The 15,598-nt window shown below is 72.3% G+C and carries 9 protein-coding genes and 1 riboswitch; of the genes, 2 read left to right on the forward strand and 7 right to left on the reverse strand.

What is annotated here, in order from left to right; translation table 11 throughout:
* Positions 1 to 61: 61 nt before the first annotated feature.
* Complete coding sequence (locus ABZS40_RS17710) at positions 62 to 3,256, forward strand: hypothetical protein (RefSeq protein WP_354944310.1); 3,195 nt, start codon at positions 62 to 64, stop codon at positions 3,254 to 3,256.
* Between the two features lie 161 nt (positions 3,257 to 3,417).
* Here ABZS40_RS17710 and thiC read toward each other — a convergent pair whose 3' ends face one another.
* The 7 genes from thiC to thiE all read right to left on the reverse strand — a co-directional run bounded on the left by thiC (position 3,418) and on the right by thiE (position 9,303).
* The gene (gene thiC / locus ABZS40_RS17715) at positions 3,418 to 5,010 is read right to left on the reverse strand and encodes a phosphomethylpyrimidine synthase ThiC (protein ID WP_354944311.1); all 1,593 of its coding nucleotides are present in this window, start codon (positions 5,008 to 5,010) and stop codon (positions 3,418 to 3,420) included.
* A gap of 17 nt (positions 5,011 to 5,027) precedes the next feature.
* Complete coding sequence (gene thiD / locus ABZS40_RS17720) at positions 5,028 to 5,813, reverse strand: bifunctional hydroxymethylpyrimidine kinase/phosphomethylpyrimidine kinase (protein WP_354944312.1); 786 nt, start codon at positions 5,811 to 5,813, stop codon at positions 5,028 to 5,030.
* Positions 5,810 to 6,553 carry a thiamine phosphate synthase gene (locus tag ABZS40_RS17725; protein WP_354944313.1) on the reverse strand — a complete coding sequence of 248 codons (744 nt, stop codon included), beginning with the start codon at positions 6,551 to 6,553 and terminating at the stop codon, positions 5,810 to 5,812. Before ABZS40_RS17725 ends, thiD begins: the two co-directional genes overlap by 4 nt.
* Complete coding sequence (locus tag ABZS40_RS17730; RefSeq protein WP_354944314.1) at positions 6,550 to 7,329, reverse strand: thiazole synthase; 780 nt, start codon at positions 7,327 to 7,329, stop codon at positions 6,550 to 6,552. The genes ABZS40_RS17725 and ABZS40_RS17730 overlap by 4 nt, the downstream gene beginning before the upstream one ends.
* A complete protein-coding gene (gene thiS / locus ABZS40_RS17735) occupies positions 7,326 to 7,526 on the reverse strand; it encodes a sulfur carrier protein ThiS (RefSeq protein ID WP_354944315.1) in 201 nt (66 codons plus the stop codon). The genes ABZS40_RS17730 and thiS overlap by 4 nt, the downstream gene beginning before the upstream one ends.
* Positions 7,517 to 8,680: a glycine oxidase ThiO gene (gene thiO / locus ABZS40_RS17740; RefSeq protein ID WP_354944343.1), complete on the reverse strand. Its 1,164-nt coding sequence runs from the start codon at positions 8,678 to 8,680 to the stop codon at positions 7,517 to 7,519. The genes thiS and thiO overlap by 10 nt, the downstream gene beginning before the upstream one ends.
* Entirely contained in the window at positions 8,677 to 9,303 is a 627-nt protein-coding gene (thiE, locus tag ABZS40_RS17745; protein ID WP_354944316.1) for a thiamine phosphate synthase, read from the reverse strand. Before thiE ends, thiO begins: the two co-directional genes overlap by 4 nt.
* Positions 9,298 to 9,407: riboswitch (TPP riboswitch) on the reverse strand. It overlaps the preceding gene by 6 nt.
* A gap of 310 nt (positions 9,408 to 9,717) precedes the next feature.
* Here thiE and ABZS40_RS17750 point away from each other — a divergent pair.
* Positions 9,718 to 15,549 (forward strand): ThuA domain-containing protein, encoded by a 5,832-nt coding sequence (locus tag ABZS40_RS17750; protein WP_354944317.1) that lies wholly within the window; start codon positions 9,718 to 9,720, stop codon positions 15,547 to 15,549.
* The last annotated feature ends 49 nt before the right edge of the window (positions 15,550 to 15,598 follow it).

Below are 15,598 nucleotides of genomic sequence, written 5' to 3' on the forward strand. Positions count from 1 at the left end.
CCGGCGTGCCGCGCGGCGCGCCGGTGGCAATCGGGTGTACCGGGTGCGTAACGTGCCGGACATGGCCTTTCGGACCTGGGGCAGACTGCTGCTCACGGCGCTCGGGGTGAGCGTGCTGGCCGGAGCCGGCCAGCTCGGCGTCGCGTACGGTTTCGGCATCGTCCGCCTGACCGGCGCATTCACCGGTACGACCGTCAACCAGTGGCCGGCCCAGCTCGTCTGGGTGGGCTGGTTCGCCGCGAACGCAGCCGTCGCCGGCGCCGTCCTGACCGGACGCCTCGCTCGCCGCGACACTCCGCCGGCCAGCACCGGCCGACAGTTGGCGGTCGGTGGTGCGGCGGCGCTCGGCGCCACAGTCATCGCCCCGCTCTGCATGCAGCCCGCCCGTGCCGCGGAGTTGATCTCCGTCGACCCGGTCTGGGCTGTGGGCATCTGCGCCATGGTCGGTGCGGTGATCGGGGCGGGGGCCGCGATCGCCGTCCTGTTCCGGCCCGAGCTGGGCTGGAACATGGCGGCCGTGGCCGGCGCGGTCTGGCTGCTGGCGCTGATCTCCGTCCTACCGTCGCTCGGCACTGTCGGCCCACTGCCGACCGTCCGGCTCGGCGTACTGGAGCCGAGCTGGCTCGACGACGCCGCCGCACAGCGGCTGGCGCTGCTCCTGCTGCCCATCGTGGCGCTGCTGGCCGGCGCGGCGACCGCGGGGCTGGCTCGCTGGCGGGGCCAGGCGCCACTGGTCAGCGGGGCCACCGGGGTGGCCGGTCCGGTGCTGGTGGCGTTCGCCTACCTGACCGCCGGTCCGGGCGACGCTGTGGACCGCTACCAGGCCGCCCCCTACTACGGCTCGTTGATCGCGATCCTCGCCGGAGCACTCGGCGCGGCCGCCGCCGCGCTGCTGCGCTGGCCGACGGGCACCCGTGCGGCCGATCCGCAGGCCATCGAGCCCACCGCCATCCTGCGCCCGCTGCCCGCCGGCCCGGCGCTGCCCAGCGCGGCGAACGACCGGGACAGCGCCGAGCGCACCGACACGGAGACGACAAACGCCGAGCTGGCCACCGCGCAGCCCGGCGGCGTCGTCGCGGGTCCGTGGGCGGCGGGCGACCCCGATTCCGTACGCACCGTCCCGGCCCACTGGGACTGGCCGGAGACCACAGCGAGCGGACAGCACGGTCCGGCTCCCGCCACTGCTTCTTCCGCGGCCCCGACTCCCGCCGCCCCGACCCGGCCGGCGGCCTGGCTGACCGCGCCGACCGGTGAGTTCAGCGCCGCAGGGCAGACGCTCCCGCGTCACGATGATGTCCCGGCCACGACCGAACCCTCGGCCAGCACCGACGTCAGCAAGGTCACCGACGCCTCCGCGACCGGCACCACGGCCGGACGCGTCGACGCCGCGACCCCGACGGGCGGCCGAGCGGCCGACACGCTGACCGGCAGCACGGCGACGGGCACGAGCGGCAGCACGGCGACCAGCGGCGGGCCGACCGATGGGCGCACCACCCGCAGGTCCGCCGCCACCCCGAGCAGCACGGGTGCACAGGATTCCGGCACGACCAGCGCGGCCGCGACCAGCGCTCCGACCAGCTCGGACGCGCCCAGCCCCGCGACCGGCAGCACCGCCCGGACCAGCGCAGCCGCGACCAGCGCGGGCAGCGCGGGCACGAGCAGCGCGGGCACGAGCAGCGCGGGCACGAGCAGCGCGGGCACGAGCAGCGCGGGCACGGGCAGCACGGGCATGGGCAGCACGCAGGCGACCAGCGCAGGCACGGCCGGCCAGGACACGCCCGAGGCACCGCCGACGATCAAGCCGCGACGTAGCCGTAAGCCGAAGGCCAACCCGGACGCCACCGCCTCCGACGTGGCTGACGACACATCCTCTGCCGGCTCGGCAACCACCAGCGAGACGACCACCAACGCGACGACCACCAACGCAACGACCACCGACGCAACGACCACCGACGCAACGACCACCGACGCGACGCCCGCCCCCGAGACGACCACCGGCCGCGCCACGAAGGGCACCCGGCCGGGCAGGTCCGCCGACAGCACCGGCTCCGACGCGGCCACCATGACTCCGTCGTCCAGCCGGGGAAGCCTGGGTGAGCGGTCGAGCTCGACCTCCGACGTCCCCTCGGCTGCTGCCGCCGGCACGGCAGCGGCAGCCCGGACCACCGCTGCCGGCGCGAAGCGGGCACCGGCCACCCCCGTCACCGGCTCGAAGCGACCGCCAGCCGCCTCGACGACCGCCGCAACGGGCGCGACGCAGGTACCGGCCGACCCGGAGTCCCCGACCACGGCAACCGACGCCACACAGACCCCGACCACCGTGACGCCAGCACCGACCACCGCAAACGGCGCGACGCCAGCAACGGCGGCGCCGACCACCGCGGCCGGCCAGGTTGGTGCGGAAGCCACAGCGCGCGTCCCGAAGGCCGGCACGGGCAGCACGGCAGCACCGGCCGACGCGACAAGCGGTTCTGCAATCGCCGGGGCTCGTGGCACCGACAGCGCGCGGCCCGCCGCCGAGGACGTTCCCACCGCCGGGCTGTTCGGGGCCACCGCCGCCAGTGACCCGGACGCGGACCGGTGGACGCCCGCGCCGTCGGCCTGGCCGGTCACCCCGACGTGGACGGTGCCACCGCAGGCCTCCGAGCCGGAGGCAACCACATCTGAGTCGTCGAGCAATCCCGACGAGCCGACCGGGCCGACGCCCAGGCCCCGCCATCGGGCACCGTTGCCGGACCTGAGCCGGGCCGGCACCTGGAACGCATTCGACACCTCTCGGCGCCGCGGCACGGGATCGCCGGACAGCTCGACGGCACGGACAGCGCCGACCGACGCCAGCGAGACCGCCATTCCGGCCGAACACCCGGCTCCGACGGAGTTCCCGGGGACGCTGGGCGCGCCCTCCGACTCCGCCACCATCAGCGCCGCCACCGCCGACAGCGCCACCGCCGCCGGTGCCGGTGCCGGCACCGGCGATCTGACGCCCGCTGACGCCGCGTCGGCAACGCCGACGCCCCCGAAGGTGGCGGAGCAGCCCTCCCGGCGAGGGCGACTCGGCGGGCTGTTCCGCCGCAACCGGTCCCGCGCCGACGAGGAGAGCCCGAAGACGTCGGACGCCGCCGAGCCGCTGGCGACCCAGGACGAGGAGTTCGTCGACTGGGTCGCCGGTCTGAGCAAGCCGGTGTCGGACAACGAGCCCGAGCAGGAGAACGGCCGCCGGTCGTTGCGCTCCACCGGTCGACACCACCGCGACTGACCCGCCGCGCAGCGAGCAGACGCACCGACCGATCGCCGCTTGATCGACTCGGGTTCATTGAAACCGGGCTGTCCCGAGCTGCCAGACACCCCGACATCAATGAAGCCGAGTCGAACGCCCCGCGACGCCGGACGGCGCCCCGGGATGACTCACGGGGTGGGTCAGGCGAGCGGTAGGTAGACCCGGCTCCCGCCGGAGACGAACTCCTCCGACTTGTCCTTCATGCCGCGCGCCGCGTACTCCTTGAGCTCTTGGGTGATCTTCATGGAGCAGAACTTCGGGCCACACATCGAGCAGAAGTGCGCGGTCTTCGCCGGCTCCGCGGGCAGGGTCGCGTCGTGGTACGACCGAGCGGTCTCCGGGTCCAGCGACAGGTTGAACTGATCTTCCCAGCGGAACTCGAACCGCGCCTTCGACAGGGCGTCGTCCCAGGCCTGCGCGCCGGGGTGCCCCTTGGCCAGGTCCGCCGCGTGTGCCGCGATCTTGTACGCGATCACGCCCGCCTTCACGTCGTCGCGGTCCGGCAGGCCGAGGTGCTCCTTCGGCGTGACGTAGCAGAGCATCGCGGTGCCGAACATGCCGATCATCGCGGCGCCGATCGCCGAGGTGATGTGGTCGTACGCGGGCGCGATGTCGGTGGTCAGCGGACCGAGCGTGTAGAAGGGCGCCTCGTGGCACCACTCCTGCTGAAGGTCCACGTTCTCCTTGATCTTGTGCATCGGCACGTGACCGGGGCCCTCGATCATCACCTGGACGTCGTACGCCCAGGCGACCTTCGTCAGCTCACCGAGGGTGCGCAGCTCGGCGAACTGCGCCTCGTCGTTGGCGTCGGCGATCGAACCGGGGCGCAGGCCGTCACCGAGGGAGAACGTCACGTCGTAGCGCGCGAGCAGCGCGCACAGCTCCTCGAAGTTGGTGTAGAGGAAGTTCTCCTCGTGATGCGCCAGGCACCACGCCGCCATGATCGAACCGCCCCGGGACACGATCCCGGTCACCCGGTCCACTGCCAGCGGCACGTACGGCAGGAGCACCCCGGCGTGCACGGTCATGTAGTCCACGCCCTGCTCGGCCTGCTCGATCACGGTCTCCCGGAACACCTCCCAGCTCAACTTCACCGGGTCGCCGCCGACCTTCTCCAACGCCTGGTAGATCGGCACCGTTCCAATCGGGACCGGCGAGTTCCGCACGATCGCCTCACGAGTCTCGTGGATCCGCTTACCAGTGGACAGGTCCATCACGGTGTCCGCGCCCCAGCGGGTGGCCCAGGTCAACTTCTCCACCTCCTCCGCGACCGACGAGCTGACCGCCGAGGTGCCGATGTTGGCGTTCACCTTGACCAGGAACGCCTTACCGATGATCGCCGGCTCGCACTCCGGGTGGTTGACGTTGAGCGGGAGCACCGCCCGACCGGCGGCGATCTCGGCCCGCACGAGTTCCGGGTCGACGTTCTCCCGGATCGCCACGAACTCCATCTCCGCCGTCACCACACCGGCCCGCGCGTACGCGAGCTGGGTGGGCCGGCGACCGTCCACCCCGGCGAGCGGCGTGCCCGCCCCCCGCACCGGCGCCACGTCACCCCGCTCGGCGATCCACGGCCCGCGCAGCGGCGGCAGCCCCACCTCCGGGTCCGAACCAGGGCCGGACGTGTCGTAGAGCCGCACCGGCGGCAGGTCCCCGGTCAGCCCCACCTCCGCGAACGGCACCCGGACATCCGGCCGCGAACCCTCGACGTACACCTTGCCTCGTGCGTGCATGACAGCCTCCCTGGTGATCAAGCGGACCAGCCGAAGTGGTTCAGCGGTCCGCGCCCCGCGCCCAGCTCCCAGCCCCGCGCGCCGGTCAGCGCACGGAGCACGTACTCCTTCGCGGCCCCCACGGCGGTCGGCACCGGATCGCCCAGACCGAGCCGCACCGCGATCGCCGCCGAGAACGAGCACCCGGTGCCGTGGGTGTGCCGTGTGGTCACCCGGGGTGCGCGCAACAGCGTGGTGACGCCGCCGCCGTGCAGCACGTCGACCGCCTCGCCCCCGTCCAGGTCACCGCCCGTGACCACCACGTACTCCGGGCCGCCGGCCACCAGGGCCTCGGCGGCGACGACCATCGCGGCCACGTCGTCCACCGGGCGTCCGGTGATCGCTGCGGCCTCCGCGCAGTTCGGGGTCGCCACAGTGGCGTACGGCAGCAGCCGCTCCACCGCGCCCACCACTCCCAGCCGGTGACCACTCGTGGCGACCAGCACCGGGTCGACGACGAGCTGAGGCAGCCGGCCGTCCCGGGCCGCCTCGGCCACCACGTCCGCGATCGCCGGGGTGCCGAGCATCCCCGTCTTCACCGCGCAGACGGTGAAATCGGTGAGCACGCTGTCCAACTGCTCGGTGACAGTGCGCGGGGGCAGCGGCAGCACCGCGTCGACACCCCTGGTGTTCTGCGCGGTGACCGCCGTGAGGACGCTGGTGCCGTACGCGCCAAGTGCGGCGAAGACCTTGAGGTCGGCCTGGATGCCCGCGCCGCCGCCGGAGTCCGAGCCGGCAATGGTGAGGATGGTGCGCGGGGTCATTTTCCCTCGCTTTTGGTTGCGGTTGGGGGCTGCGGCCGACCGTGCCCACTCCGGGCGGTCAGGCTTGATCCCTGCGTGGGCACGGTCGGCCGCAGCCCCCGTCGTGGGGACCTGGGTGCCTCCGCGCGGGTTTGGGTCAGCACAGGGGTGACCGCCTCTGCATAAGCGCTCGTCAGGGTGGCGGCTACCGCACACGGGTCTTCGGCTCGCATGAGTGCGCCCAGCACTGCCACCCCGACGGCTCCCGCCTGGACGCAGGCGGTTACCTGTTCCGGGGTTTCGACTCCGCCCAGGGCCAGCAGTGGCACGGGGGTGGCCTCGACCAGCTTTCGCAGGCCGTCCGGTCCCAGGGGTGGGCCGTAGCCCGGTTTTGTCTTTGTGAGCCAGACCGGGGAGATGGTGGCGTAGTGCTCGGTGGTCAGGCGGCTCAGCTCGGGTTGGTGGTGGCAGGAGCGGCCTACCAGGCCATGGGCTGGCGGTGGGTACGGGCCGGCGGCGGGCAGGTGCACGGCGTCGCCGCCGAGCGGGTCGGGGCCGGCCACGACGAGGGTCCCGCCGACGTCGGCGAGGATCGCGCGCAGGTCGGCGGCGAGGGCGACGCGTTCGGCACGCGGCAGGTCCTTCTCCCGCAGCACCACCCAGCGCACTCCCCCGGCCACGGCGCCCGCCACCACCCGGTCGAGCCGGCTCCGCGCAACGAGCCGGTCGGTCAACACGACAACCCCGGACGGCGGGATCACAGCTCGGGTCTTCCCTCGTCAGGAGTGGAGGCGAGCGCGTGGAAGCGGCGCTCGATCCGGCCGGCCCGGGCCGCCAGACGTCCGGCCTCGACCGCGTACCGCATCGCTGTGGCCATCACCACCGGGTCGGCCGCCCGGGTGACAGCGCTCGCCAGCAGCACCCCGTCACAGCCCAGCTCCATGGCCAGCGCCGCGTCGGACGCGGTGCCGATGCCGGCGTCGAGGATCACCGGCACGTCCACACCCTGCCGGATGAGTCGAATGTGGTGCGGGTTGCCGATGCCGAGCCCCGAACCGATCGGCGAGCCGGCCGGCATCACCGCGGCGCAGCCCACGTCGGCGAGGCGGCGGGCGAGCACCGGGTCGTCGCTGGTGTACGGCAGCACTGTGAAGCCGTCGGAGACCAACTCCTCGGCGGCGCGGAGCAGCTCCACCCCGTCGGGCAGGAGCGTCCGCTCGTCGCCGATCACCTCCAACTTGACCCAGTCGGTGTCGAACGCGTCCCGGGCCAACCGGGCCACCTTCACCGCCTCGGTCGCGGTGTGGCACCCGGCGGTGTTCGGCAGCAGGCGTACGCCGCACCGGTCCAGCAGCTCCAGCAACCCACCGGTGGAGCCCGGCGCCGTGCCCACCCGACGCAGCGCCAGAGTGACCAGCTCGGTGCCGGACGCCCGGATCGCCTGCTCCAGGACGTGCAGGTTCGCGGCGCCGCCGGTACCGAGGATCAGCCGTGAGGTGAAGGTCTCCCCACCCAGCTCGAACGGCACGCCGCTCACCCGCCCTGCGCCGCGGTGAGCACCTCGACCCGGTCACCGTCGCGCAGCGCCCGGGTCGGCCAGCCGGCACGGGGCACCACCTCGCCGTTGACAGCGACCGCCACCCCACGTGGCTGCGCCACGATGTCGCGGACCAGGTCCGCCACGGACGCGCCGGCGGCGACGTTGCGCCCGGCCCCGTTCACCGTCAACTCCACAGGTCCCCCTCCATCGTCGGTTCAGGTCCGCCCGACGCGGCCACCGCGACAGCGTCGAAGCGGTCAGCCCCGAAGGGCGCGAGCAGCGCGTCGGGTACGCCGCCGAGCACCAGGTCGGCGATCAGGTCGGCGGTGATCGGGGTGAGCACGATGCCGTGCCGGTGATGCCCGGTGGCGGCCAGGACGTCCGGTCGGTCGGGCAGCGGCCCGAGGATCGGCGCGTTGTCAGGGGTGCCCGGGCGCAGCCCGGCGACCGCCTCGACCAGGTCGTACTCGGCCAGTTCGGGCAGCAGGTCGACTCCGGCGCGCAGCAGCCGCTGCACGGCGCCGGCGGTGACGGTGGTGTCGGAGCGCTCCTCGACCGTCGCGCCGAGCACCACCTCACCGTCGGCGCGGGGCACCAGGTAGACGTGCTCGCCGTCGGCGTACCCCCGGATCACGTGCCGGAAGCCCGGCGCGACGCCGTCGGGCGCGCGGAGCCGGAGGATCTGGCCCTTCACCGGCCGCACGGGCAGGCCGGTGAGCGCGGCTGCCCCGCAGCCGGCGGCGACCACGGTGACCGGCGCGTCCACGTCGGACAGGGACCGGACCGGCTGCGGCGCGAGCACCGCGCCGGCCCGCTGCGCGGCCGTGCGCAGCGCGGGCACCAGCAGCCGCGGGTCGACCTGGTGGTCGGTGGGCGCGAGCGCGCCGCCGCGCACCCGTGGGGCGAGCGCCGGTTCGCGCTCGCGCAGCTCGCTGGGGCGCAGCGGCGTCACGGGCAGGCCCAACCCCTGCTGGTACGCCCACAGCCGACGCGCCTCGGCCAGGTCGTCGCCGGTGAGCCCGACCATCAGGGTGCCCTCGGTCCGGTAGCCGATCTCGACTCCGGTCGTCTCGGTCAACTCGGCGGCGAACGCCGGCCAGCGGGCCGCGGACGCCAGCAGCAACCCGGTCAGCTGCCGCTCACCGAAGTACGCCTCGGCGACCGGGGAGAGCATGCCGGCGGCCACCGCCGACGCGCCCGAGCCGGGCGCCGGATCGTGCACCACCACCCGCAGCCCGCGCGCGGCGCAACGCCAGGCGATCGCCAACCCGATCGGCCCCGCCCCCACCACTGCCACGTCCGGCCGGACCCGGTCGCTCGACGGCGGTGACGGGGACCGGCCGGTCAGCACGTCAGGGCCTCGATCAGCTCGGCGGTAGCCAGTGCCGGGTCGGCGGCGGCGGAGACGGCACCGACCACCGCCACCCCGTACGCCCCGGCGGCCCGCAGCGCCGGCACCCGGGCGGCGGTCACCCCCCCGATCGCGATGACCGGGACGTCGACGGCGTCGACGACGGCGCGTACCCCGGCGGGCCCGATGGGGTCCGGCAGGCCGGTCTTGGTGCTGGTGGTGTGACACGGCCCGACGCCGAGGTAGCTGGCGCCCGCGGCGACGGCCTCGTGCGCCGGGCCCGGCGCGCGGGCGGTGGCGCCCAGCACGCCGGTGGGGCCGAGCACCAGGCGGGCGGCGGCGACCGGCAGGTCGTCGGCGCCGACGTGGCCACCGGCGGCACCGGCCGCCAGCGCCACGTGCAACCGGTCGTTGACCAGGCAGGTCGCCCGGTACGAGGCGCAGAGCGCCAGCACCCGCCGGGTCAGGTCGTACGCCTCGCGATCGGTGGCGGAATCCTCGACCCTGACCTGCACCACCAGGTCGGCGTGGGCCACGGTGAGGGCGGCGCGAACCACGGCGAGTGGGTCGCGACCCGCTCGGGTGTCGGTGATGAGATGCAATCGCCCCAGGGACGGCACGGCAACGCTCCTCCCTGCGCCGGCATTACCCGGATCAGGTTCAACGGTCGGGGGCTGTCAGCCCCCCTCTCAGCCCGGTACACCGGGCTCCCGTGGGTTACTTGCGTGTCACCGTACGACAGATCCGCCGGCCTGCCAAGACGTGGGTCGGCGGTGGCCGGCGGGCCGGGCCGCACCAGAACGACCGAGATCCATGGGGCACTTCATACGGTCCTGTTCGGAATGTCGCCTCCCGTTGCCGAACCGTTACCCGTCTGCATCTTGCCCGACATCGAGCCAGCCGAATTAATTTGTTCAGCGATTCGACAAAATGTCGGCGGGGCACCCTGGCACGGTGTGACCACCGGCTCCATCAGGGAGGGCCTTCGGCGAGCCGACTCCCGCGAGCTCTGTCACTACGACACAGGAGGCGGCGTGTCCCGTTCTCGTCGTGCCCGCGTACCCATCACCGCAACCCTGATCTCCCTGGCCATGGCCTCGACCACCCTGTTCGGCGCGCCCGCCCAGGCGGCCGCCCAGGTCCCCCCACGGGATGCAAAAGCCGCAGCCCCGGTCAGCCAGGTGGCGCCGAAGGCGCCAAAGGCCGCGGCCGATCCCTTCTCCGTCCTCGTCTTCTCCAAGACCGCCGGCTTCCGGCACGACTCCATCCCCACCGGCGTCGCCGCCATCCAGCAGCTCGGCGTCGACAACGGATTCACTGTGGACAACTCCGAGGACGGGGCCGCGTTCAACGACGCCAACCTGGCGAAGTACAAGGCGGTGATCTGGCTCTCCACCACCGGTGACGTGCTCAACGCCGACCAGCAGGCGGCGTTCGAGCGCTACGTGAAGGCCGGCGGCGGTTACGTCGGCATCCACGCCGCGTCGGACACCGAGTACAGCTGGGCCTGGTACGGCGACCTGGTCGGCGCGTACTTCGCCAACCACCCGCAGAACCAGCAGGCCACTGTCAAGGTGGAGGACCACGCACACCCGTCCACGGCCGGGTTGCCGGACCGGTGGTCCCGGTTCGACGAGTGGTACAACTACCAGACCAACCCCCGGCCGGACGTGCACGTGCTGGCCAGCCTGGACGAGAAGAGCTACACCCCCGGTGCCGGCGCGATGGGTGCGGACCACCCGGTCGCCTGGTGTCAGGACTACGACGGTGGCCGGTCCTGGTACACGGGCCTGGGGCACACCCGGGAGTCGTACGCCGAGCCCGAGTTCCTCTCCCACCTGCTCGGCGGCATCCGCACCGCGGCCGGTGTCGAGAACGCCGACTGCGGCGCCTCGAAGACCTCGAACTTCGAGAAGGTCACGCTGGACAGCAACACCAGCAACCCGATGGAGTTGGACGTCGCCCCCGACGGGCGGGTCTTCTACATCGAGCGCGACGGTCGCGTGCAGATCGTGAAGCCGGACACCGGCAACACCGTCACCGCCGTCGACCTGGACGTCTTCACCGGTAACGAGGACGGCCTCATCGGCCTCCGGCTCGACCCTAACTTCGCCACCAACAAGTGGGTGTATCTGTACTACGCCCCGAACGACGGAGTCACCCGCAACCTGCTGTCCCGGTTCACGGTCTCCGGCGACACCATCGACCTGGCCAGCGAGAAGCAGGTGCTACGGGTCGACACGCAGCGCAACACCTGCTGCCACGCCGGTGGCAGCATGGCCTTCGACGGCGACGGCAACCTCTACCTGGCCACCGGCGACAACACCAACCCGTTCGAGTCGAACTCGTACTCGCCGATCGACGAGCGGGCGGGGCGCCAGGACTACGACGCGCAGCGCACCTCCGGCAACACCAACGACCTGCGCGGCAAGGTGATCCGGATCCACCCGGAGGACGACGGGACGTACACCGTTCCGGCGGGCAACCTCTTCGCTGCGGGTACCGAGAAGACCCGTCCCGAGATCTACGCGATGGGCTTCCGCAACCCGTTCCGGATCGGCACCGACCCGAAGACCAACACGCTGTACGTCGCGGACTACGGACCGGACGCCAACGCGGACAACCCGAACCGGGGCCCCCGCGGTCTGGTCGAGTGGAACGTCGTCACCCCCGGCAACTACGGCTGGCCGTACTGCACGGGCACGAACGAGGCGTACAACGACTACACGTTCCCGTCCGGCCCGAGCGGTCCGAAGTTCGACTGCGCCGCCCCGGTGAACAACTCGCCCAACAACACGGGCCTGACCAACCTCCCGCCGGTGGTCCCGGCGACCGTCGACTACGGGTACGCCGGTGACGCGCGTTACCCGGAGATCGGCGGCGGCGGTGCCCCGATGGGCGGCCCGGTCTACCGCTACGACGCCGACCTGAACTCGAACCGCAAGTGGCCGGCGTACTACGACGGCAAGGCTCTGCTCGGTGAGTGGAACCAGAACAAGATGTACACCATGCAGCTGACCCCCGACGGCAAGTCGTTGGTGGACATCAACCAGTTGCTCACCGGCATGAGCATGGTCCGGCCGATGGACTTCGAGTTCGGCCCAGACGGCGCGCTGTACCTGATCGAGTGGGGCAGCGGCTTCGGCGGCAACAACGACAACTCGGGCGTCTACCGGATCGACTACACCGCCGGTGACCGCGCCCCGATAGCGGCGGCGTCCGCCAACCCGACCTCGGGTCCGGCGCCGTTGACGGTGACCTTCTCCAGCGCCGGCTCCCGGGACCCGGACGGTGGCACGCTCACCTACGCCTGGACGTTCGGCGACGGGCAGACCTCGACCGAGGCCAACCCGACCCACACGTACGCCACGGCGGGCAACTACACCGCCCAGCTCACCGTCACCAACCCCAAGGGCCGGACCGCTGTGGCCAACGTGCCGGTCACCGTGGGCAACACCGCGCCGACGGTCTCCATCGAGTTCCCACCGGATGGCGGCTTCTTCAACTGGGGTGACCAGGTCCGCTACTCGATCAAGGTGACCGACCCCGAGGACGGGCAGATCGACTGTGACCGGGTGCAGCTTCAGGTGCTGCTCGGTCACGACGAGCACGCCCACCCGCTGGAGCAGCACACCGGTTGCACCGGCACCGTCCAGACGTCGCTCGCCTCCGGGCACGGCGCCGAGGCGAACGTCTTCGCGGTCTTCGAGGCGACCTACACCGACGAGGGTGGTGCCGGCGGCGCCGGTGCCCTGACCGGTCGGCAGATCGAGATCCTCCAGCCGAAGCAGAAGCAGGCCGAGTACTTCACCGCCACCGGGCGCGCCCCGGTGAGCACCGGCGGTGGAGACCCCGGCGTGCAGCGGGAAGCCGGCGCCGACACCGCCGGAGGCGGCCAGAGCGTCGCCTTCATCGAGGATGGCGACTGGTGGTCGGTCGCTCCGGCGGACCTGACCAACATCACCGAGATCCGCTTCCGGGCCGCCTCCGCCGCCGCTGGCGGTCGGATCGAGGTTCGCGCGGGTGCTGTCGACGGACCGGTGGTCGCCACTGCCGTCGTACCGTCGACCGGCGCGTGGCAGACGTACACGGACGTGAGCGCACCGGTCACCGGCGCCGCGAGCGGCTCGCTGTACTTCCTGGCCCGCGACCCGAACGGCGGAACGGGTTCGCTGTTCAACGTCAACTGGATGGACTTCGTCGGCCGCGGTGTCACCGAGAACGGGCCGCCGGTGGTCAGCGCCACGGCCACCCCGGCCACCGGCACCGCGCCGGTCACCGTCGCGTTCGACGGCACGGCCACCGACGACGAGGGCGACACCCCGTTGACGTACGCCTGGGACTTCGGTGACGGAGGCTCGGCGACCACACTGGACGCCAGCCACACCTACACCAGCCCGGGCACCTTCACGGTCACCCTCACGGTGACCGACAGCAAGGGCGCCAAGTCGTACGCCACGGTGCCGGTGCGGGTCGACGCGCCGGACACGTCCTGCTTCGGGGCGCGTTCGGACGACTTCAACGGCAACAGCCTCGACAAGGAGCGCTGGACCAGCGTCATCCGGGAGAACCAGCTCTACTCGCTCAGTGGCGGCGCGCTGCGGCTGCCCACCGGCGTGGGTGACCTCTACGGCGCTCGCAACGACGCCACCAACCTGGTGCTCCAGGCGGCCCCGACCGGCGCGTGGGAGATGACCACCAAGGTCACCCTGCCGGTGACGGCCAACTACCAGCAGGCCGGCGTCCTGGTGTACGGCGACGACGACAACTACGCCAAGCTGGACCTGCTGTACAACGGCAGCCGGCGGGTGGAGTTCATCCGGGAGACGGCGGCCACTCCTCGCAACGAGGCCGCCGACGCCACCAACGCACCGGCGGGTGACACCGTGTACCTGCGGATCACCAGCGACGGGACGAACCTGACCGCGTCCGCCTCGGGCGACGGGCAGACCTTCACCCCGGTCGGCCGTTCGGCCGCGCTCGCCGGCATCACCAACCCGCGGATCGGGGTCTTCGCGCTCAACGGAGGCACCGAGGCGCCGGTTGTCGACGCCGCGTTCGACTCGTTCCAGGTCACGCCGGACGCCCCGGCCGGCCCGGTCGACCCGTCGGACGAGTTCACCGGCAGCACGTTGGACAAGTGCCGGTGGGACGCCGTGACGCGGGAGGACCCGAGCGGTTACCGGGTCACCGATGGCGCGCTGCGGATCGACGTGCCCAACGGTGACATCTACGGCACCGACAACACCGGGCCGAAGAACTTCATCCTCCAGACCGCGCCGTCCGGCGACTGGACCCTGGAGACGAAGGTCGACGGCAGCCTGTTGAACGAGCAGTACCAGCAGGCAGGTCTGCTCGTGCAGGCGGACGACGACAACTACGTCAAGTTCGACTTCATCGCGGACAACCAGGCTGGCCAGGCGGTGACGCGGCGGATCGAGTTCCGCAGCGAGATCGCCGGGGTGGTCCAGAACCCGCAGCCCGAGGCGGGCAACCTGACCTCGGCGGTGTGGCACCTGCGGCTGGCCCGCACTGGCGACACGTTCACCGCGTCGTACTCGGCCGACGGGACGACCTGGACCGCGTTGACGGCGCTGACCAACAGCGCGGTCGGGGCAACCCCGAAGGTGGGGTTGTTCACCCTCGGCGCCGCTCAGACGGCGTCGAAGACCGCCTCGTTCGACTACTTCCGGCTCAGCACGGAGGTGGCCGACGAGACCGCGCCGGTGACCACGGCTGCGGTTTCCGGCACCCCGACCGACGGGTGGCACACCGGGCCGGTGACGATCACGCTCACCGGTGCCGACGAGGCCGGCGGTAGCGGGCTCGGCAGCACGGAGTACCAACTGGACGGGGCCACCACCTGGACGGCGTACACCGCTCCGGTGGCGGTCAGCGGGGACGGCGAGCACGAGCTCCGGTTCCGCTCGACGGACAAGGCCGGCAACGTGGAGGCGACCAAGACCGTCTCCGTCAAGATCGATGCCACCGCGCCGGTGACCTCGGCGACGTTCGCTCCGGCGAACGACGCCGGTTGGCACAACGGGACCATCCCGGTCGTGCTGACCTCGACCGATGCCGGTTCCGGCGTCAAGACGGTCGAGTGGTCGCTGGACGGTGGCGCGTGGACGCCGTACTCGGCGCCGGTCGAGGTGACCGGTGACGGGCAGCACGAGCTGCTGTTCCGTTCCACGGACAAGGCGGGCAACGTCGAGACGCTGAAGTCGGCGGTGCTGCGCATCGACGGCGCCAAGCCGACGCTGCTGGTGTCCGGGCTGGCCGACGGCCAGCTCTACGGCGACAGCCAGGACGTCCGGGTGGCCTGGCAGGCCGTCGACCCGACCTCGGGCATCGCGAGCGTGGTCGGTCAGCTCGACGGCCAGGCGTACGCCAGCGGCACTCTGCAGGCCATGTACGACCTGTCGCTCGGCCTGCACGAGCTGACCGTGACCGCTACCGACAAGGCGGGCAACAAGACCACCTCGACGGTCCGGTTCTTCGTCACCACCTCGTTCCGGGACATGCAGAGTCTGCTGGACCGGTTCAAGGCGACGGGGCGGCTCTCGACCAAGGCGCACAAGCAGCTGTCGAACAAGCTCGACGCTGTTCGCGCGTCCGAGGCGGCCGGCGACGACAAGGCTGCCGTCCGGCAGCTGACCGCGTTCCGGACGCTCGCCAGCGACGCCACGCTGGTGTCCGAGGCGGAGGTCCGGGACGTCCTGATCCGGGACGCCGACGCCATGATCGTTCGGCTCGGCGGCGCGGCCAGCAAGGCCGGGGTCAAGGCGAACGACGGTGACCCGGTCAAGGGCACCGGACGGCTCGGTGGCGATGCCACCCGGCTGGCACCCGGTCGCCAGCTCTGATCCGACGAGGCCCCTTCCCGGCGCTGCGGCGTCGGGGAGGGGCCTCCCT

Source organism: Micromonospora sp. NPDC005324 (assembly GCF_040607155.1).
GTDB lineage: Bacteria > Actinomycetota > Actinomycetes > Mycobacteriales > Micromonosporaceae > Micromonospora > Micromonospora trifolii.